General features: G+C 37.3%; 17 protein-coding genes and 2 pseudogenes. 1 reads left to right on the forward strand and 18 read right to left on the reverse strand.

Annotation, left to right across the window (positions count from 1 at the left end; translation table 11 throughout):
* Positions 1–141: 141 nt before the first annotated feature.
* The 15 genes and pseudogenes from J0N78_RS14455 to J0N78_RS14520 form a co-directional block, all read right to left on the reverse strand.
* Entirely contained in the window at positions 142–1,860 is a 1,719-nt protein-coding gene (locus J0N78_RS14455; RefSeq protein ID WP_209123882.1) for a glycoside hydrolase family 3 protein, read from the reverse strand.
* Between the two features lie 41 nt (positions 1,861–1,901).
* On the reverse strand, positions 1,902–2,744 hold the full coding sequence (locus J0N78_RS14460) for an HAD family hydrolase (RefSeq protein WP_209123817.1): 843 nt from the start codon (positions 2,742–2,744) through the stop codon (positions 1,902–1,904).
* A 15-nt stretch (positions 2,745–2,759) separates the two neighbouring features.
* Positions 2,760–4,190 carry a glucuronate isomerase gene (gene uxaC, locus J0N78_RS14465; RefSeq protein ID WP_209123818.1) on the reverse strand — a complete coding sequence of 477 codons (1,431 nt, stop codon included), beginning with the start codon at positions 4,188–4,190 and terminating at the stop codon, positions 2,760–2,762.
* Between the two features lie 13 nt (positions 4,191–4,203).
* Positions 4,204–4,845 carry a bifunctional 2-keto-4-hydroxyglutarate aldolase/2-keto-3-deoxy-6-phosphogluconate aldolase gene (locus J0N78_RS14470; protein ID WP_209123819.1) on the reverse strand — a complete coding sequence of 214 codons (642 nt, stop codon included), beginning with the start codon at positions 4,843–4,845 and terminating at the stop codon, positions 4,204–4,206.
* Between the two features lie 310 nt (positions 4,846–5,155).
* Entirely contained in the window at positions 5,156–6,364 is a 1,209-nt protein-coding gene (locus J0N78_RS14475; RefSeq protein ID WP_209123820.1) for an MFS transporter, read from the reverse strand.
* Positions 6,365–6,556: 192 nt separating this feature from the next.
* Positions 6,557–7,435 (reverse strand): annotated as a pseudogene (locus J0N78_RS14480) (glycoside hydrolase family 2 TIM barrel-domain containing protein); the annotation flags it as partial.
* A complete protein-coding gene (locus J0N78_RS26525; RefSeq protein WP_247747323.1) occupies positions 7,428–7,628 on the reverse strand; it encodes a hypothetical protein in 201 nt (66 codons plus the stop codon). The pseudogene J0N78_RS14480 and the gene J0N78_RS26525, both read right to left, overlap by 8 nt.
* A gap of 53 nt (positions 7,629–7,681) precedes the next feature.
* Positions 7,682–8,683 (reverse strand): sugar kinase, encoded by a 1,002-nt coding sequence (locus J0N78_RS14485; protein WP_209123821.1) that lies wholly within the window; start codon positions 8,681–8,683, stop codon positions 7,682–7,684.
* Between the two features lie 14 nt (positions 8,684–8,697).
* On the reverse strand, positions 8,698–9,549 hold the full coding sequence (locus J0N78_RS14490; protein WP_209123822.1) for an SDR family oxidoreductase: 852 nt from the start codon (positions 9,547–9,549) through the stop codon (positions 8,698–8,700).
* 11 nt (positions 9,550–9,560) lie between these two features.
* Entirely contained in the window at positions 9,561–10,595 is a 1,035-nt protein-coding gene (uxuA, locus tag J0N78_RS14495) for a mannonate dehydratase (protein WP_209123823.1), read from the reverse strand.
* Between the two features lie 410 nt (positions 10,596–11,005).
* Positions 11,006–11,326, reverse strand: a pseudogene (locus J0N78_RS14500) (proline dehydrogenase); the annotation flags it as partial.
* Positions 11,327–11,402: 76 nt separating this feature from the next.
* On the reverse strand, positions 11,403–12,950 hold the full coding sequence (gene pruA / locus J0N78_RS14505; RefSeq protein WP_209123825.1) for an L-glutamate gamma-semialdehyde dehydrogenase: 1,548 nt from the start codon (positions 12,948–12,950) through the stop codon (positions 11,403–11,405).
* A 55-nt stretch (positions 12,951–13,005) separates the two neighbouring features.
* Complete coding sequence (locus J0N78_RS14510; protein ID WP_209123826.1) at positions 13,006–13,257, reverse strand: biotin/lipoyl attachment domain-containing protein; 252 nt, start codon at positions 13,255–13,257, stop codon at positions 13,006–13,008.
* Between the two features lie 19 nt (positions 13,258–13,276).
* Positions 13,277–14,539 carry a Glu/Leu/Phe/Val family dehydrogenase gene (locus tag J0N78_RS14515; protein ID WP_307794945.1) on the reverse strand — a complete coding sequence of 421 codons (1,263 nt, stop codon included), beginning with the start codon at positions 14,537–14,539 and terminating at the stop codon, positions 13,277–13,279.
* Positions 14,540–14,571: 32 nt separating this feature from the next.
* Positions 14,572–15,765, reverse strand: coding sequence for an ornithine--oxo-acid transaminase (locus tag J0N78_RS14520; protein ID WP_209123828.1), 1,194 nt, complete (start codon positions 15,763–15,765; stop codon positions 14,572–14,574).
* 534 nt (positions 15,766–16,299) lie between these two features.
* On the opposite strand from J0N78_RS14520, the gene J0N78_RS14525 reads away from it, so the two are divergent.
* A complete protein-coding gene (locus J0N78_RS14525) occupies positions 16,300–17,754 on the forward strand; it encodes a sigma-54 interaction domain-containing protein (protein WP_209123829.1) in 1,455 nt (484 codons plus the stop codon).
* 182 nt (positions 17,755–17,936) lie between these two features.
* On the opposite strand, the gene J0N78_RS14530 is transcribed toward J0N78_RS14525, so the two are convergent.
* From J0N78_RS14530 to J0N78_RS14540, 3 genes are all read right to left on the reverse strand, one after another.
* Complete coding sequence (locus J0N78_RS14530) at positions 17,937–19,064, reverse strand: cysteine desulfurase family protein (RefSeq protein ID WP_307794946.1); 1,128 nt, start codon at positions 19,062–19,064, stop codon at positions 17,937–17,939.
* A 322-nt stretch (positions 19,065–19,386) separates the two neighbouring features.
* Positions 19,387–19,950: a GNAT family N-acetyltransferase gene (locus J0N78_RS14535; RefSeq protein WP_209123831.1), complete on the reverse strand. Its 564-nt coding sequence runs from the start codon at positions 19,948–19,950 to the stop codon at positions 19,387–19,389.
* A gap of 293 nt (positions 19,951–20,243) precedes the next feature.
* Entirely contained in the window at positions 20,244–21,365 is a 1,122-nt protein-coding gene (locus tag J0N78_RS14540) for an amidohydrolase (RefSeq protein WP_247747324.1), read from the reverse strand.
* Positions 21,366–21,598: the final 233 nt, after the last annotated feature.

A 21,598-nucleotide genomic window follows, 5' to 3' on the forward strand; every position in this document is an offset into this window, starting at 1 on the left:
ACCTCAACAAATTATAAGTAAGGCTAAATTTAACCGCTTTCATAAAAAATATTCATTTTGGACAAGGATTGAGTATTTCTACCCAATGCCTAATCCAGCAAACGAATAAATCAGCCTGCTATATATTTTTATAATATTTTTCTATAGTCTAGTATCCCATTTGTTACACCAAACATTTTCATTTGGTGTTCCTTTAAACTCTGATTCTCCCATGATTTTATCGATGACCGTCTTAATGGTAAGTTCCGTATCTTTATATGCATTAATATAGCATTTAACCATCGGTACATCCGTTAAATGAGTGGTGAAGTTTAATGAAACGAACACAGTTGGGACTTCATGGACATACCAAGGTACTTCGTTTGACATCGCCGTTTTCCATCTGATGCGGTAGTTGTTTTCTGCACCATAACCGACAACATCTGCAAAAATGAATGCAGCATCCACTTCTTCCCGATACTTTAAAGTAGGCCCTTTAATCCGAGAAGTACCGTCATTAACCGTAACTTCAAAGCCACGTCTTTCTAACTCATCTACAATAAAAGATAATGTTTTTTCGTTCGGTTCGTAAATTCCGCCAACTTCACCTTCTAAGAAATATAGGCGAATACGCTTATGGGTTTCAGGGCGAATGGGTAATTGATCTAGCGAGTTTTTAACCAATGTGATTCCTTTATCGACCGCTAGTTTTGCCCGTTCTATATGATCATCGCAACCAATGACTTCCAAATCTTCTTTCGAACGTAATAATGTGCCGTTTTCTTTTGCCTTGTGTAGACCGTATTTTGCTTTTAAGCCTAGAATTCTTTCTAATGCATCTTGAAGGCGTTCTTCTGTTATAACACCCTTTTTGTAGCCGTTCATCATAAATCCGAAATCTTCTTCAATATTATTAAAGAATAAAAACATGTCACAACCTGCAGCAATCGCCTGTGGAACATAATCCTCACGACGCATCGCCGCAGTCATTCCTAACATATGAGTCGCGTCTGTTAAAACTAAGCCGTTAAAGCCGAGTGCTCCTTTTAGTAGGCCATTGATTAATTCTGGTGCTAAAGTGGCTGGAAGAATGTCTTTATCTTCTAAACTAGGAACTAAAGCTTTTTGGTATTCTGGTAAAGCAATATGTCCAGCCATAATCGAATCAACACCGTTTTCAATATGGTTACGGTATACTTTACCGAAAGACTCTTCCCATTCTTCTACTGACAATTCATTGACACCTAATACTAAGTGCTGATCCCGCTCTTCTGTACCGTCTCCTGGCCAATGTTTAATACAAGCAGCGATATTGCTTTCGGCTAACCCTTCTAAATAAGCATTCGTGTGTTTTATTACTGTTTCCGCATTTGTACCGTAAGCACGGGTGTTAACGATCGTATTTCTCCAGTTTTTTAAAATATCGACACAAGGGTCAAAGTTCCAGTTTACACCAATTGCTCGTTCTTCACGCCCACTGACATAACCCGCATCATATGAAACTTGTGTATCTCCTGAAGCTTCACACATTGCAGCAGAAGCGATATATGTTCCATCGTTACATGCACCATTACCACCCGCGTCACAGTTGGCAGCTACTAATAATGGCACTTTCGAATGAGTTTGTAATTCATTGATTAAACCTTGAACCTGCTCAGATGTTCCACCTTGGTATCGTGCACCACCGATATGGAATTTTTCAAGCAGTTGTTGATTAGTAAAATCATTTCCACTGTATTGATCATTACCAAAGAAGAATAGATTAATAAATAATTGACCTATTTTTTCTTCATCAGACATACTAGCAATCGTGTCTTTGACCCATTGGATATCTTGATCTGATAAATTGTAAGGTTTTGCCTTTAAGTCTACTTTTGGCAATTTAATTTCTACTTTAGTTCCCATAATTTACTCCCCCTGCTTTATTTCTGTAAGTTGGAATGGAATTCATTGATCAGTTGTTGCTGATATTCCCCTGCAAAGCTTCCCTCATAAAATTTAGTCAATGCTTCACTCGCTAATCGCTCCCAAGAAAACCGTTCGTTTCCGACAAGAATAGGATAATAGAGTACACAATTCACTTTTGCAGCCTCTAAATCTCCAGGCGCATCTCCTACCATTAAGATTTTAGTAGGTTCATAACCAAATTTTTGTAATTCAGCTATACAATGTGCTTTCGTTCCTGATTCTTGACCTAGCATAGCTTGAACGTGACTTATGAGTTCATGTCTTGTCCACTCATCACGTACTGCACCGCCATTTGCCGATGAAACAATCGCAATATCTGCTCCGTCGTTAATTTTTGCTAATCCTTCTTTAACTCCAGAAAATGGCTCATCATCATCAGATAGCTCAGTAATTGCTTGATTTACTTTCAGGCTCCAATCGAGCGTTTTCTTTAACTGCTGATCATCTGTTTTAGCAATTTCTCGTTCAAGGGATGGATTGGATAATTCATCTGTCGTTTCAGTCCACTCTTTTACTGTCGATAAATCCGAAATTTCATATCCTTCTTCGGCGACTAGATCAAATGTTCGAACTAAACCTTTGAAACGATTAATTCCTCTTGATATCGAATATAAATTGACCTCATTCCAAATCTCCATAAATCTTTCTTCAATATCTTGTAATCCCCAAACTTCGATCGCCTTTGGTCCAAAGCATTTTTGATGCTTCACATCCATCGTATCCATCGCACAACCGTCAGAATCAACACAGACTAAATACGGTTTTGTTTTCTCAAAATCCTTAATGCCCTCTTTCATATTCTCACCCCTTTTTTAGACCAGTTGCTTTTCGTCTACATTTATACTGAAGTAGTTTTTTGCATTGTTATAGCATATGTTTTCGATTAACGTTTGCAATAATGCTGGATCATCTGGCACTTCTCCATCTTCTACCCAAGACCCAATTAAGTTACATAAGATTCTACGAAAATATTCATGTCTACTATATGAAATAAAGCTACGAGAGTCTGTTAGCATACCTACAAAATGCATTAGTAAACCTTGATCTGCTAAAGCAGATAGTTGCCGTTCCATCCCTGGTTTCGTATCATTGAACCACCAACCAGACCCTAGTTGAATCTTTCCTTTCACTCCAGCTTCAGTTTGAAAATTAGCAATCGTACTTCCAATTAGATCATTGTATACTGGGTTTAAGTTATAAAGGATCGTTTTCGGTAATTGGTCACCCCGATCGAGTGCGTCTAAAAATGCGTTTAATGGTCTTGCCACTTCTCCTTGATCACTGATCGAATCAAATCCAGTATCAGGTCCAAGCTTATTAAACATTTTCGTATTATTATTACGTATCGCCCCAAAATGGATTTGCATCGCCCAGTTTTTCTTTTTGTAATAGCTAGCTAAGGCAATAAATGTTGCCGTTTTGAACTTAGTTTCTTCTTCAACAGAAACGCCTTTTCCGTTTCGTCCTTTTTGATAGATTTGTTCTAATTCACTTTCTTCAAATGCTGCAAATGGTATTTCACTTAAACCATGGTCGGAGATTCGACAACCTTTCTCATGAAAATACACTACTCTTTGTTCAAGCGCTTCGATAAACTCTTCATACGTTGTAAGGTTTTTATTAACAACGGTCTCAAGAGCTTCTACAAATGGAACAAATGTATCCTTATTGATTTCTAAACCTTTATCGGGACGGAATGTTGGTAGAACGCGAACATTGAAATCCTGTTGGTCCTTAATTTGATCATGATAATACAGGTCATCGGTTGGATTATCTGTCGTACAGATCACTTTTACATTTGAACGTTTAATTAACTCTTGGACGGAATAGTTATCTTGCATTAATAACTCATTACATTGATTCCAAATTCGTTCTGCGCGTTCTTCATTTAATAACTCATCAATCCCAAAGTACATTTTCAATTCTAAATGTGTCCAATGATAAAGCGGATTTCCAATAGTATTTGGAACAGTCCTCGCCCATGCAGCAAACTTTTCTTTGTCGCTTGCATCACCTGTAATGAAACGTTCCTCAATCCCGTTTTCCCTCATTGCTCTCCACTTATAGTGATCACCTGCTAACCATAGTTCTGTGATCGTGCTAAACTTCTTATTTTCTGCAATATCTTTTGGAGATAAATGACAATGGTAATCATATATTGGCATTTTTTTAGCGTATTGATGGTATAAATTAATTGCTGTTTTATTTTTCAGAATAAAATTTTCATGGATAAACGTTCCCAAAGAAATTCCCTCCCTATTCTTTTACTTCAGCTAATTTATCTACAAATTGACGTGCTGCTTTTTCAACAGCGCGATAATCACCTTCAGTAACACAACTAGTTAAAGCGCTACCAATTCCAACTGCAAAGGCACCTTTTTTAACCCATTGTGATAAATTGTCTAAGCTTACCCCACCAGAAGGCATTAACTCAGCATGAGGAATGGGACCTTTCACATCTTTTATATAGCCTGGTCCTAGTAAACTACCTGGGAATAGTTTAATGACATCAACCCCATACGTAAGTGCACTCATAATTTCAGTTACTGAGCCACAACCAGGTAAATATGGAATTGCATAGCGATTACACATTTTAGCAATAGATGGATCAAAATGCGGACTAACAATATATTGAGCGCCTTTCATAATCGCTACTCTGGCGGTTGCTTCATCTAATACAGTACCTGCACCAACGATCATTTGCTTGTCACCTAGACGAGTTAGCTCTTCAATCGCTTCTTCCGCACCAGGAGTAGTAAAAGTTATTTCAAGGGAACGGATGCCGCCTTTGAATGCTTGCCTCGAAATTTCTACTGCTTCCTCTTTGTTTTGACCCCGGATAACCGCTACTATGTAGCCATTATGCATCTCATTGAGTATTTCATATTTTTGTAACATTCATTTCACCTCAACTATTTAAATTATCCGAATTCGGATTAAAGCTTTTTATAATACTAGTTTAACTAGCATACATTTTAAAATTACCGCTTCATATTAATTTGTTTAATAAACAAATTAATTAATTCTATTTTAACACGTTATTTTGAATAAGCGCAACTAATGCTTAATATATTTTCATAGAAAATCCTTGAGACAAAATTCACCACATCCTTTTACATGGTCACTCGATAGATTAAGAACGATTCAAAAATAAAACCGAACCCTCGTTAAAGGATTCGGATAAATAAAAGCTATTTATTACTTATGCTCATTTTTTTTGTAATTGCATGTCTTTTTTATTCATACTTTTAAACAGCACTTCTCGCTTTTCGCTTAGACTGACCTTAATTGCTAGGGCTAAAAATGTTGCCGCTACTAGTAATATAGCACTCGCTAAAAACTGATATAAAAACCGGACCGTTTCATTTCCAAAAACCATACCTATCCCATCAAGAACGAGTGGTGAAATAAACTGACCTAAAAAGAGCATGCTCGTAACAATTGCCATTGCTTGAACGGTTTCAGACCTAGGCACTTCACGAGTAACTTGATCAAAAACGGTAGGTAGAATTGAACCAAACCCATACCCCGTAATACCTACACCTAACGCAATGATTATTAAGTGATTTGAAAAGCTTAAAGTAAAAAAGCCAATTGCCATGATTAACAGTTGAATTCCGGTAAAATAGTTTTGTAGCAACCGTCTAATACGTGCTAATAGCAACCCAGCAATAAACCCAGCCATCGTTCCTACTGAAATAATTACTCCAGCAAGCTGTGAGCTTCCAATTCCTTCTTGTTGCATATACAAAGCCATATTTACAGGGATAGCAAAAAATATTAACACAATAAAAAGCGCACTCAAACCAAAACCATATATTTTTTTCGGTACACCTATTACAAAGTTACCTGATGGTGCACCATCACTTTTCGTTTTCGGTAAATGGAAGTAAACAATAATGGCTGAAACAAGTGCTAAAATGTATACAAAAAAAGCAACTCTCCAACTAATGGCCGCTAGTACCCCAGACATTAAAAATAAGCCGACTCCACCTAGGTTGTTTGCAGCACTTACTTGCCCCATTGTAGCCGTCCGCTCTTCTCCATCAAAGAAATCAGCTACAAGAGAAGTGGAAATTGGCATCATAAGCCCGACACCTATCCCTAAGATTGCACGACATAATAAAAGCAATTCAATCGTTGAGACGAGTCCGCCGCCAATCCCACCAATTAAATAAAAAAGGATCCCAATAAAAAGAATACTTTTTTTTGAAAAACGTGTTGTTAAATAACTAGATACAAAAATAAAAGGTATAATCATAACAGATGGTAATGTTAATATTAACTTGATTGTTGTTTCATTAGACTCAGGAAAAGCAAGGGCGATGTCAGCTAACGCAGGTGATACGGCAGCTCCCGCCATTACGGTTAATAACGAAACAGAAAGTATCGCTATTTTAATTAGTCTTTTATTCATGATTTCCCTTCTTCCAAACTATTAAATTAAATGCACATTTCTTTTCTCTACTTTCATAGAATTTCATGACGAATGTTTAATGTATATTTCTATTATAAAAGATCCTACAGAAATCTTACTAATTTCTTGCCTGAAATTTTGAGGTCATGTCTTGATATAGTATAAAAACCCTGGCAAAACCAGGGTTTCTTTTTACTTTTTATAGTTAAAGTCATGAATTTCCGTCCAGCGTTTGCGAAGTGCATGAGCCGCATATTTCGGTTTTCGATCTCGGGTGAAGATGCCTTTTTTATTTCCATGAACTCTTAAGATCCCTTGACTCGTATTGAAATCAGCGAAGTTCCAAACTTGTTCGCCCACAAAATTTTCAAACTGATCAAAGATTTCATGATTAGCACGTAAATACTCGACTTGGTATTCCTCAGTAAACATGACAGGGTCGACATCGTGTAAACCCGCTACCGTATCTGCCCCGTATTCGGTCATTATGATTGGCTTTTCAGGGCAACGTTTATTCCACCCTTCAAACTCTTCACGTAATTTTACTTTTGCGACTTCAAGCTCTCCACCTTCAACGTACCACCCGTAATAACGATTTAAACCGAGGACATCGATTAACTCGGCAATTTTATCGGTTTCTGGCGTGGACATTAGATGTGTTACGATCGTTACTGGACGATTTTGCGGATCGCATTCCTTTGTTAACTCAACGAGAGGTTTGAAATATTCATAGGCTCCCTCTTCTTCTGATGCAGGTTCATTGGCTACAGACCACAGGACCACACTTGGATGGTTTTTATCACGAGCGACAAGCTCTTTAATAATTTGTTGGTGATGTTCAAACGTTTGGATATGCTCCCACGTATTGCGTCTTTCTTTTCCTCCTAGTAACGTGGCTGCAAAGTTCAAATGTACACCAACTGCTGGTGTCTCATCAATCACAACAAAGCCTTCACGGTCAGCTAGTCGCATTAATTCCTCTGAATATGGATAATGTGCTGTACGGAAAGAATTCGCACCAATCCATCGCATTAATTGAAAGTCCATCACATTAACCGTCTCATCAAACCCAACCGATGTGGTTACGTATTTCTGCAGTAACCCCTGCATCATTGAATGAAGCAGGAACCGCCATATTTATAGTACCCGTTAACTTTGATTGCTCCCATCCAGCTTTCAGTCCACTACCATCGTCTAATTTAAAATTCCAAATTCCATTTAAGTCAATGACTCTACGTGTTTTCGTAATAATAGGGTATAACATAACTTACACTCAATTATAAAAATTATAAAACCTATATCGAAATCCATTAAAGGCTATCTATTTACATCACCGCCTCGATTGGCAACAAACGTTTTTACTTCATCTACGGAAAATTGATTATGATCCCCATAAACAGTATGCTTCAATACACTTGAACTCACAGCAAATTCAATCATTTTCTTTGACTCATAACCAGCTGCAATACCATGTAGAACACCAGCTGCAAACGCATCCCCACCACCGATACGATCTAAAATTTCAAATGAAATACGTTCACTTTCATATAAACAATTTTCAAAATACACATAACCGACTATTTCATTTTTTGATGAGGAAATGATTGTACGGTTAGTACATACAAGATAGCTTATCTCATATTTTATTGCTAATTCACGGTACCAGTTTTCTAACACGTCTTTAGTAAAATGTTCTGGTCCATCATTACCAAGAAGAAATTTAAAATCTTTATAACCAACAAAGCAAATATCAACGTAAGGCAGAATGGATAGAAAGGTTTCTTTAGCTTTTTCGATCGACCATAACTTTGCACGATAATTAAAGTCAAAGCTAATTTGAACCTTTCGCTTTTTTGCTTCCTGAATAGCTTTTATTGTAAACTGCTGTAATTTTTCACTTAATGCAGGTGTAATACCAGTCGTGTGCAAAATGTCAACTCCTGCGTAAACTTGGTCCCAGTCGATTTTTTCATTTGGTAGTTCAAGGATCGAAGAATATTTACGATCATAGATTACTTTTGCTTGTTTACTAGAAAACCCTTGTTCATAAAAATACAATCCTAACCGTTCGCCACCTCGAAATATCGATGACGTATCAACCCCAAATGCTTTTAAGTGTGACAAAGCTGCTTCACCTAAATCATTGGCTGGTATTACAGATAAAAGAGAAGCATGGTGACCAAATTGACTTAGTGATACGGCAACATTTGCTTCTGCCCCGCCATAACTCATTGTTAGTTCTCGAGTTTGGTTTAATCGTTGAAGCTGGACAGGCGTTAAACGTAATAATAATTCACCGATCGTAAGGATTTTCGCCATTGTTTACTCTCCTTTTAAACTCCTGAATACGCTGAGAAACCACCATCAACAGGTATAACAACTCCATTCACAAAACTTGACGCTTTATGATTAACTAACCACAATAGAGTTCCAACTAATTCTTCTGGTTCACCGAATCGTTCCACAGGAGTTTGTGATAAAATTTTATTGGCACGGTCACTATACTCACCATTTTCCCCTATTAATAATGATCGATTTTGATCTGTCAGAAAGAAGCCTGGAGCAATTGCATTTACACGTATACCTACTTTAGAAAAGTGAACAGCTAACCATTGTGTAAAATTACTTATGGCTGCTTTTGCTCCACTGTAGGCTGGAATTTTCGTTAAAGGACGGAATGCATTCATCGATGAAATGTTAATAACCGTTGCATCTGCTTGATTCACCATATCTTTTGCAAATACTTGTGTTGGCAACAATGTCCCTAAAAAGTTAAGATTAAATAGGCCTTCGACTGCATTTGAATCTAAATCAAAAAATGTTTGTTGCTCTGCGTCCTCTAAATCCTCTAGCTTAAGACGTTCTCTTGACGTTGTTGCCTTCGGATGATTACCACCCGCTCCATTTATTAAAATGTTACAAGGACCTACTTTAGATAAAACCTCTTCACGAACAGCTTCTAAATCGTCCTTACTTAAAACATTCACAGCATAGCCGTAGGCTTCTCCACCATTGGCATTAATTCGGTCTACTACTTTATCGATCTTCTCTTTATTTCGTGCTAAAATGACTACTTTTGCACCTGCTGCTGCTAATGCCTCACACATGGTTGAACCAAGGACACCGCTCCCACCTGTAACAACAGCTACTTTATTTTCTAGACTTATTTGAAATGGTAAATTCATAGCAATCCCTCCTATTTGTTGTTCAATGTATCGATAATTCCATTTAAATAGGTTGCACCTAATGCACGATCATATAAACCGTAACCTGGTCTTCCTTCTTCTCCCCAAATCATTCTTCCGTGGTCGGGACGGATCGGTCCTGTAAAGCCAACTTCATGTAACTTACGAATAATACCCACCATATCAAGAGAACCGTCTTTTATTGAGTGAGAAGTTTCTTGGAACGATAATTTTCCAATCCACTTCACATTTCGAGCGTGGACGAAGTGAATACGATTTTTCGCAATTTCAATAATTTCCTCTAAGTTATTTTCCGGGTTGGCACCATAAGAACCAGAGCAAAATGTAATTCCGTTATTTGGACTATCTACAGTTTCTAGTAAATATTGCACATTTTCTTTCCCTGTAATCACTCTAGGTAATCCAAAAATAGGCCAAGGTGGATCATCCGGGTGAATAGCTAGTAAAATATTTTCTTCTTCTGCGACAGGTACTACTTCTTTTAAGAAATAAATTAGGTTTTCCATTAATTGTTCATTCGAAATTGTTTGGTATTGCTCCATAATCTTTCTTAAGTCGTCAGTTTGATACGATAAGTCCCACCCCGGTAACTCTAATTCTCCACTTAAAGGATCTATATTTTGTACCATCGCTTCGTCATAGAGTAATGAATTCGATCCGTCTGGCAGCGGTGCATCTAACTGAGTGCGCGTCCAATCAAACACTGGCATAAAATTATAACAAACGGTTTTGATCCCTGCTTTTGAAAGGTTTCTCAATGTTGTTTTATAATTTTCAATCCATTTATCGCGACTATCTAAACCCATTTTTACTTCCTCATGAACAGGCACACTTTCAATTACGTTTAGAGTTAATCCATGATTTTTAATTGTTTGCTTTAGCTCGATAATTTTTTCATGCGGCCATACTTCCCCTACTGGAATGTCATAAATCGCAGAAACGATTCCAACCATTCCTGGAATTTGTTTAATTTGTTCTAACTTTACTGGATCCTCGTTTCCATACCAACGAAAGCTCATTTCCATTTGACACACCTCTTTTTTTTATTAATTAACGTACTACTTTTCTAATAAATATTGATCCAAATCCTAAGTTCGTGAAATTTCCCTAATGGATTTATTTTTATTTATTTATTTGTTTATTAAACAAACTATTAACTATATAATACTATGTAAACGTTTTAAATTTCAAGAGTTTTTTGTTTAGTAGCTAAACTATTTACTCGATAGGAATTTATTCATCCGCTTAAAGTGGAACTTTTTAATACTAAAAAGGTATGAAAAGAATACGGTTTATTGGAGGGCGAAATATGAACACCGGGGATGCAAATTATATTAAACAATTAGATCGCAGGATATTGATTATTGAAGAGATTATTAAAAAGGCTCACTTTCAAGAAGTGAGCTAGCAAGGATAACCGGACTAAATAAAGCTACTCTAATCCAAGCTGAGTTAATTTCACAGATAAATTACAATTAACCTTAGATTCCGCAATGGCTTCTAAAGTTTCAATACAAATATAAGTGGACTCAATCGCTTCAGCTTTGTTTAATACAAATTCTCCTAAGTGATCAACTGTGCAAACTAATCCTTTTTCATTAAGCTGTCGTACCGTATCGATAGCACTTGAAATCGATACACCTGCTACCACTTGCGACGCCCCTAAACGTAATCCCCATTTCTTCGCACCATTGTTTAATACTTTATTTTGAGATAACGAGATAAAGAAATTTTTTGATATCTTCTCAATAATCATTTGAAAAACCCCTTTATTTTCATAGGAAAAACTCCCCTACTCACAGATTGGATTAGGGAAGCTTACCTCAAGTATTTTAGTACATTTCTGATACTGTTTTTGCTTGCATATGAAGTGCTAAATAATCAGGTCCACCTGCTTTTGAATCGGTACCGGACATTTTAAATCCGCCAAATGGGTGGTATCCAACAATTGCTCCTGTACAATTACGGTTGAAGTATAGGTTACCAACATGGAAGTCTTGTTTTGCTTGTTCGATGTGCTCACGATTATTCGTGATAACCGCTCCAGTTAATCCATATTCTGTGTTATTAGCAATTTCAATGGCATGATCAAAGTCTTTTGCTTTACTAAACCCAACAACTGGACCAAAGATTTCCTCTTGCATAAGTCTTGCATTCGGATCAAGATCTGCAAAAATCGTTGGTTGAATGAAGAAGCCTTTGGAGTCGTCACCTTTTCCTCCAGCCATTAGGCGACCTTCTTCTTTTCCAATTTCAATATAGTTCATGATTTTATCAAATGCGCCTTTGTCTACAACTGGCCCCATATACATTTCGCGTGTTGACGGTTCACCAACTGTTAATTCATTAGTTAATGCCACTACTCTTTCTAATACTTCATCATACACATCCTCGTGAACAACAGCACGAGAACCTGCTGAACATTTTTGTCCTGAGAAACCGAATGCTGATACAACGATAGATTGTGCAGCTAATTCAAGATCTGCCTCTTTGTCCACAACAACTGTGTCTTTTCCACCCATTTCAACGATGACTCGCTTTAAATGGTTTTGACTTGGATGAACAACAGCAGCTCTTTCATATAGGCGTACACCTACATCACGTGAACCAGTAAACGTAATTAAGCTTGTTTTCGGATGATCTACTAAGTAATCCCCAACTTCTGCACCGCTTCCTGGAATGAAGTTAACTACCCCTTTTGGAAGACCTGCTTCTTCAAGCACCTCAACGAATTTTGCAGCGACAACAGGAGTCGTACTTGCAGGCTTTAATAAAACAGTATTACCAGTTACAATCGGTGCAACTGTTGTACCAGCCATAATGGCAAGTGCGAAGTTCCATGGTGAAATCGTTACACAAACCCCAATTGGAGTATAGAAATAACGGTTATGTTCACCTTCACGGCTATTTACTGGTTTACCATCTTTTAAAGCAATCATTTGACGGCCATAATATTCAAGAAAATCAATTGCTTCAGCTGTATCTGCATCTGCTTCTTTCCAAGGCTTGCCTGCTTCTTTTACAAGGTATGCAGAAAACTCATGTTTACGGCGACGGATCATCGCAGCTGCACGAATTAAAATATTCGCTCTTTCTTCAGGGTTTACTTTTCTCCATGATTGGAATGCTTCATCTGCAGCTTGCATTGCTTTTTCAGCGATTTCTTTATTTGCTTTTGAAACAACTCCAACTACTTCTTCTTTATTTGAAGGATTAATAGAGACGATTTTATTTTCTGTCGTAATTCGCTCTCCACCAACAATTAATGGGTACTCTTTTCCTAGCACTTTTTCTACATTTCTTAATGCCTCTTCAAAAGCGATGCGATTTTCTTCTACAGTAAAATCAGTAAATGGTTCATGTTTATAAGTTGTTAACATATATGTTCCCTCCAAAATTTTCTTTGATATATTTTTCTGTTGATATTTTAATAGATTAGTCACAACCGTTTGAAACGGTATCTTCTTCTAAAAGTGCTAACGTCATATCAGAACAAACGCGTTCACCTGGCTCAACATTTACTTTTGAAATGACGCCACTTACACCCATTTCAATTTTCTTTATGGCGCCATTAGCCGTTTTGATAAGGAATAACGGTTCCCATTCATGAACATACGTCCCTTTTTCTACAAAAACCTTCTCTACGATACCATCCGATAAACTATCCACTGTTCGATAGCTACTCAATTTTCTCCCTCCTTAGTTCTTAAACCCATCCGCGGAATCTTGATGCTTCAGCAGTCTTTCGAATTCCAACCATATACGCAGCAAGTCTAGTATCCACCTTATGAAGAGATGCGGTATGAATCACGGTATTGAAAGCAGATACAATCTTTTCACGAAGCTTTTCAGCGACTTCTTCTTCTGACCAATAGTAACCGATATTATTCTGAACCCACTCGAAATAGGATACAGTCACACCACCGGAACTCGCTAACACATCAGGAACAATTAATATGCCACGGTCAGCTAAGATCTTCGTTGCTTCCATTGTCGTTGGTCCATTCGCAGCTTCTACAACAATATTTGCCTTGATTTCATGAGCATTTTCGCCAGTAATTTGGTTGGCAACCGCTGCAGGAACCAATATGTCACACTCTTGCTTGAGTAGTTCATGATTCGGAATCGTATTTTTAAATAGTTTCGTAACGGTACCAAAAGAATCTCGCTTATCTAATAAATAATCAATATCTAAACCAGCTTCATCATATAAAGCGCCGTATGCATCGGAAATACCGATAATTTTTGCCCCGCGTCCTGTTAAAATTTTAGCTAAGTAGCCCCCAGCATTTCCGAAGCCTTGAATGATGATTTTCGCTCCGACGAGATCCATTTCTTTCGCCTTAGCCGCTTCTTCTATACAAATCGTAACACCCATTGCTGTTGCCGTTTCTCTACCGTGAGAACCTCCTAATATTACAGGCTTACCGGTAATAAACCCAGGCGAATCGAATTCACGAATTCGACTATACTCATCCATCATCCAAGCCATCGTTTGCGAGTTCGTAAATACATCTGGTGCCGGTATATCTTTTGTCGGACCAACAATCTGACTTATTGCACGAACATACCCTCTACTCAACCGTTCAATTTCTGGAAAAGACATACTTCTAGGATCACAAACGATCCCACCTTTTCCACCACCATATGGAACATTGACAATTCCACACTTTAAGGTCATCCACATTGATAAAGCTTTCACTTCATCTTCCGTTACTTCGGGATGAAAACGAATACCACCTTTTGTTGGCCCTACTGCGTCATTGTGTTGGGCACGATAACCAGTAAAGACTTTGACATCCCCGTTATCCATTCGGATTGGAATACGAACGGTTAACATTCGAACTGGCTCTTTAAGTAGCTCATACATTTCATCTCGATAGCCTAATTTATTGATCGCTTCTTGAATGACTTTTTGCGTTGCCGACAGTACATTGTTTTCAACTTTTTTTTCAACGACTACTCCCACCGACATCCACCTCATTTTTCATTTGCTTTAGATTATTTACCTAGCACTTTATAAATTTTTTCGATTGCCCAATCAAGATCTTCTTTCTCGATTACAAGCGGCGGTGCAAACCTGATCACAGTTTCATGTGTCTCTTTACATAAAAGCCCTTCTTCTTTTAATTGTTCACAATACTTTCTTGCAGACTCTGTAAGTTCAACACCGATGAATAGCCCTCTCCCACGAATTTCTTTAATCACTGGGTTATCAATTTGTTGTAATTTCTCTTTTAAGTAGTTTCCAAGCTCAAACGAACGTGCAACGAGGTTCTCTTCTTCGATAACTTCAAGTGCAGCAATAGAAACTGCGCAAGCAAGTGGGTTTCCACCAAACGTCGAACCGTGTGAACCTGGCTCAAAGACTTCTAAAACGTCACGGTTTGCAGCTACAACTGAAATCGGGAATACTCCACCACCAAGCGCTTTACCTAAAATATACATATCTGGCTTAACGCTTTCCCAATCACATGCAAACAACTTACCTGAACGCCCTAACCCCGCTTGAATTTCATCAGCTATAAATAGAACATTCTCGCTTTGACATAGTTCATAAGCTTCTTTTAAGAATCCATCTCTCGGAATTCGAATTCCAGCTTCCCCTTGAATCGGTTCAAGCATAAATGCAGCTGTATTTGGTGTAATCGCTGCTTTCAATGCTTCTAAATCACCGTATGGAATGATTTTAATTCCTGGAAGCATTGGTCCAAAGCCTCTTTTGTACTCATCGTTTGAAGAAAGTGAGACAGCTGTCATTGTACGTCCGTGGAAGTTTTCTTCACAGACAATAATCTCAGCTTGATTATTTGGAACTCCTTTTTTATCATAAGCCCAACGACGAGCAGCTTTAACGGCTGTTTCCACTGCTTCAGCACCTGTATTCATTGGGAGGATCATATCTTTCCCGGTCATTTTTGCAACCTTCTCATAAAACGGTGCAAGTTGATCATTATGAAATGCACGCGAAGTTAACGTAATTCGCTCTGCTTGCGTTTTTAATGCACCTATAATTTTCGGGTGACAATGCCCTTGGTTCACAGCTGAATACGCACTTAACATATCTAAATATTTATTTCCTTCAGGATCTTTCACCCATGCGCCTTTTGCTTCTGATATCACTACTGGTAGAGGATTATAATTTCTCGCACCAAAAGTTTCTGTTTTCTCAATAATTGTTGTTGTTGCTAACAAAACAATCCCTCCTTAAAACTTTCTTTTCCCTACACACTTTCAATAATGCAATTTCCGTGCCAACTTTTTAAACCTTGTAAAATAACTATTTATCAATTTTTTCCGAAAAAAAATTTGCGATGTCGTAAAATTATTTTTCATTAAGAAAGAAATTTTTCGTTTTCTGCTAAACTAAGTTCATTTTTAATAGCCAATTAAAAAAAAACGAAAAAAAACTGTCATTCTTCCACTTTACCCGATACAATTAATAATTAATAATAGAAGAATACTAAAAAATTGAACAATTTAATCATTGGCTACTCATAGGCTACATTTATTTTTAAATCTTCAAGTAAAGTGCCTTCTAATAAGAAAGCGAAAGCGCCCGATTACCGACGTACCTACTAGCCTCGGCCGCAGGAGATAAAGGAAACTCGGGTGTTCGTTAGTGAGTCGATGTTGACGGAGGTGAGGGAAGTCTCGCTAGTCGGTGGGGCATGTGCTAGACACCTTCGAAATTTCTTATTCTTTAAAAATTGCAAAGGAGGAACCTCCATGAATTCTTCTAAATCAAACCATTCCACACAGCTTATGACGATTTACGAAACATTACTAAATGAAATAGATGTTGGAGTTCACGTTATTAACGAAGCAGGAAAAACAATTATTTACAATAATAAGATGGCCGAAATCGAGTCACTTACAAAAGAAGAGGTTTTTGACCAAGATTTCTTAGAAGTCTTTCAATTTGAAGATGGTCAGCGCAGTACATTGCTAGAAGCTTTGTTTGAAGAAAAAGAATTTAAAAATATGAAACAAACGTACTTTACTAAAAATGGAAAAGCAATCACTACTATTAATAACACATTTCCGATCTATGAAAATGATAAAGTGATTGGTGCAATAGAAATAGCTAAAGATGTAACAAAAATAGAAAACTTAATCAAAAATAATATGAAGTTAAAAGGCGATACTCGTTTTACATTTGATAGTTTAATAGGTGACAGTTCAGCTATGAAAGAAGTGATCGCAGTCGCAAAAAGAGCGACAAGAACCCCTTCCTCTGTACTCATTATCGGCGAAACTGGAACGGGTAAGGAATTATTCGCACAAAGTATTCACAATGGAAGTGAGCATTCATCTGGTCCTTTTATATCCCAAAACTGTGCAGCCATGCCTGATACGCTTATTGAGAGTATACTTTTTGGTACGAAAAAGGGCGCCTTCACAGGGGCAACCGATCAAATTGGCCTATTTGAACAAGCCGAGGGCGGAACTTTGTTACTCGATGAAATTAACTCCTTAAGTCCCATGCTTCAAGCGAAGCTACTCCGAGCGATTCAAGAAAAATCGATACGTCGGATTGGCGATACAGTAAATAGAAAAGTGAATGTACGTATTATTGCAACAATAAACGAGGATCCAGTCGAAGCGATCGCTAACAATCGCTTGCGAAAAGACTTATACTACCGTCTAAGTGTTGTTTCTTTATTCATCCCTCCGATTAGAGAGAGAAAAGAAGACATTCAGTTATTAGTTCATCATTTTATCGAGAAATATAACCGTATCTTTCAAATGGATGTTACGGAGATCAGTGATGATGTAATGCAATTATTTGAGCAATATGACTGGCCAGGAAATGTCAGGGAGCTTGAACATGTTATCGAGGCTGCAATGAACGTCCTTGTTGGAACAAGCACGATCGAAACCGCTCATTTACCATATCACTTTAAAAACAAATCAACATTGGGGATGCAACAAAAGTCTTCGATTGTTAGTGTTTATGATCCAAATCAAGAAAAACAAGTGAGTAACAGCATAGGTAATAATGATAAAAGCACTCCAACTCCAGTTGGAAATTTAAAAGAGTATTTACTCAACGCTGAAAAATATTATATCCAACGAACACTCGAAAAGCATAAGTATCATAAAACGAATACTGCCGAAGAATTAGGATTAAGTAGGCAAACACTTCAATATCGGATTAAGCGCTTGGATATCGATGCCTAGTGTAAAAATCTTTATCGTCAACAATTCCCAGATAAAAACAACGGGTCAGTCTTATCGGTTGTAGTTTGAAATTGCACTTGAAAAGTAACAGTAACAATAAAAACATTGGGTTATTATGCCCAATGTTTTTATTATCTTATTGAAGGTATGCTATTGGCTTAAATACTTAACTGTATACCATTTTAATATCCTTGTTTAATGAGAGATAATGCATAATCAATTTCCTCTTTTGTTGAATACCTCCCTAAACTAAAGCGTATAGCACCCTTACCTTCCTCTTCGTTTACCCCCATTGCCTTTAATACAGGTGATAATGTTACTTCACCTGAATGGCATGCTGAACCAGTGGATGCAGCTAATTGAGGAATTGTTGTTAGGATATCTTGACCGATTCGTTTGGTAAAATTAATATTTAATGTATTTGGTAAACGATATTCTGGATGACCATTTAAAGTAACCATATCTTTAAAATGCGCTTTTAATTGCTGCCAAAAGTAGTCACGTAACGCTCTTACGTGTTCATTTTGCTCCATAGACTCATTACCTACTTCGCAAGCTTTTCCTAAACCAACGGCAAATACAACATTTTCTGTTCCCGCTCTTTTTCCACCTTCATGACCAGCTCCATGTATCAATTGCTCAATATCTATTCCTTCACGAATGTAAAGAGCTCCAATACCTTTAGGAGCATATAATTTATGCCCTGCAATGGTTAAAAAGTCAACATTTAATTCCTTAACATCTAACAGCACTTTTCCAACTGATTGGGAAGCATCTGTATGAAATAAGATGTCATGCTCTTTAGCTATTTCACCAATTTCTTTTATAGGTTGAATGGTTCCTACTTCATTATTCGAATGCATGACAGAGATTAAAATCGTCTCCTTTGTTATTGCAGCTCTAATATCATTCGGATTTACTCTACCAAAATGATCTACTCTAACATATGTAACCTTCGCCCCTATTGACTCAAGGTATTTACATGGGTTGATAATCGATGGATGCTCAATAGTAGTTGTGATGATATGGTTTCCTTTTTGCCTGAAAGTAGAATAGACACCTTTTAGCACATGGTTATTTGACTCACTTCCACCACTAGTGAAGATCATCTCACTCGGTTGGCACTTAAGGATAGTGGATACTTGTTTTCTAGCGTTTTCTACAGCTCTCTTTCCATGGACTCCTTCAAAATGCAGAGCAGATGGATTACCATAATGCTTTTCTAAGAAAGGAAGCATTGCTTCACGTACTTCCGGTGCAATTGGTGTACTAGCATTGTAGTCTAAATATACTTGTTTCAATTTCTTCACTCCTTATCCTATCTAGCTACCATATAGTCAGCTTCCCTACAAAATAACTATAACACAAACGTTGTCCCTCTTATGGGTAAACGCGCAAGAGAAAAGCCTGTATCTAAGGTTACCAAGTCATCATTGATACAGGCTATTTTTTTAATAATCTTCAGGTCGACTATCCAGCTCTTTTAAAACGTTTAAATCTGCTAAATCATAAAAAACAATAATTCCATGAAAAATTAAAACCCCTGAAATAGACCGAGTTCCTACCCTCACAATAGTGTAAGGTCAGAATTTAAAGTCTACTTCAGAGGTACAATATTTTTAATGGATTATACTATGCTTCCTTTAAGTGATTTTCATCGTTAGCCTGTGTATTGTGTTCTCTAATATTATAAAGATGATATTGATCTTTTTCTATTTGAAATAAGTCATAAATCGGACCGTTCGAATTAATATATTCATAGACATCTGGTCGAATCTCATTCGCTAACGTATTGTAAGGTAGCTTTTGTGCTGCTTTTAGCGAACGGATATTTTCTTTACGAATTCTCATAAAAACTGTTTGAATGTCAAGCTCAAAAAAGAGTTCACTAAAAAAAGCGTCTTTTGCCAACTGATTATAGCCTTTTCCAAAGTAAGGTTTGCCAATCCAAGTACCAAGAAAACCAGTACCAGCTTGAACATCAAATAAATTGATGGTTCCTATCGGATTACCCCACTCATCTGTAATTGTACGTGAAATTAGCTCACCACGTTCCTCAGCCTCAATCGTTTGTTTCGTTAAAAATAGAAACTCATCATATGAATAGGCCTTGTGACGAACAAAAGGAAAAACAGCGGGATCAATCATTAAATCGTATAACACATGACAGTCCGACAGTTCGCGTTTTCTTAGCATTTGAATCCCTCCTTATTTTAGAGGGCAGTCTTGTAGTGTAAGATCCACCCTCGAATATGTTTTTAAAAATTCGGGGTGGGAATCGAACCCACTAGAACCAGTACGAACTGGTGCCGCACCAATTGCCTTCCCATTCCTTATAATCAGTGAAAAAACGTCGAATTTCTGTTTATTTTATTAATATTCCTATATAAGCTTGTGATATGATCAAAATCCTTTATAATAATGTGATTTTCTCAACCACCTTTAATATAATAATCGATTTATAACAAAAAGGGAACCGATTTTTTTATTTATTTTTTGTAAATAATTTCCCCATTTATTAACGTCATAACAGGTGTTGCTAAGTAGTGAAATGGCTGTTCATTCCATAGTACTAAATCAGCATCCTTACCCACTTCAAGACTTCCGACTTTATGATCAACACCAAGGTTCAATGCAGGGTTAATGGTCACCCCTTCTAATGCTTTTTGTTCATCTAAACCTTCACGGACAGCTAGTGATGCACAAATATTCAAATACTGAATGGGCGTGTACGGATGATCGGTCGTAATCGAAACGTGGATCCCGTAATCCGTTAAAATTCGATACGTTGCCCACGTTTTATTTTTTAATTCAATTTTAGAGCGTCTAGTCAGTGTTGGACCTACCGTAACATGTAAGTTCCGGCCACTTAATTCACCGGCAATAAGATGTCCTTCCGTACAATGTTCGATTCGCAAATCAAGGTTAAACTCGTCAGCAAATCGAACAGCTGACAAAATATCATCCGCACGGTGGGCATGAATCCTAACGGGTATTTCTCGTTTTAACGCAGCAACTAAAGGTGCCACTCTTAAGCTTTCTGGATCATCACTGTACTTAGCGGAAATAAACGCTTCTCTCAGCATCCCCATGATCCCCATTCTCGTAATAGAGTCATTATTGGTCGAACGACTATGAATTCGTTTTGGGTTTTCACCTAGCGCAATTTTTAAGCCTGCGGTTTCCTTGATCATCATCTTCTTAATGTTTTTTCCATGCGTTTTAATGACTGAAGTTGTCCCTCCAATCACATTGGCACTACCAGGCATGACATGAACCGTAGTTACTCCAAATTTCACTGCATCTTTAAAACCGATATCAAGTGGATATACCCCATCAATCGCTCGTATATGCGGAGTCGTCGCTTCAATCGTTTCATTTGCATCATTACCAGCCCACCCTGTTCCTTCATCATAAAGGCCAAGGTGAGTATGAGCATCTATAAATCCTGGGAGTAAGTGAAGACCTTTTGCATGAATAACCGTCATAGAAGAAGTTTGTTCAATCTCCTTTGCAATCGCCGCAATTTTACCGTCTTTTATTAATAAATCCCCTTTTTTTATTTTTTCAGAAGTAATTGGATAAATGATTGCACCTTTGATTAATTTCAATATGGCAGCCTCCCTTATATATAGCATCTATAGCATTAACTATTTTTACCTTTAATAAATGAGTAAATCAAAATTGTGAAGAAAAAAATGCTATTTTCCTACTAGTAAAAACTAATAGAATGATAGCATTTCATCAATAAATTTCTAATTGATATATATCTATTCCAACAGTACATTAATTACCATTACCGTTTTTGTCACAAATAAAGGAATGGCTGTCCGTTTACTTGTTT

Source organism: Alkalihalobacillus sp. BA299 (assembly GCF_017745675.1).
Classification (GTDB): domain Bacteria; phylum Bacillota; class Bacilli; order Bacillales; family Bacillaceae_F; genus Alkalihalobacterium.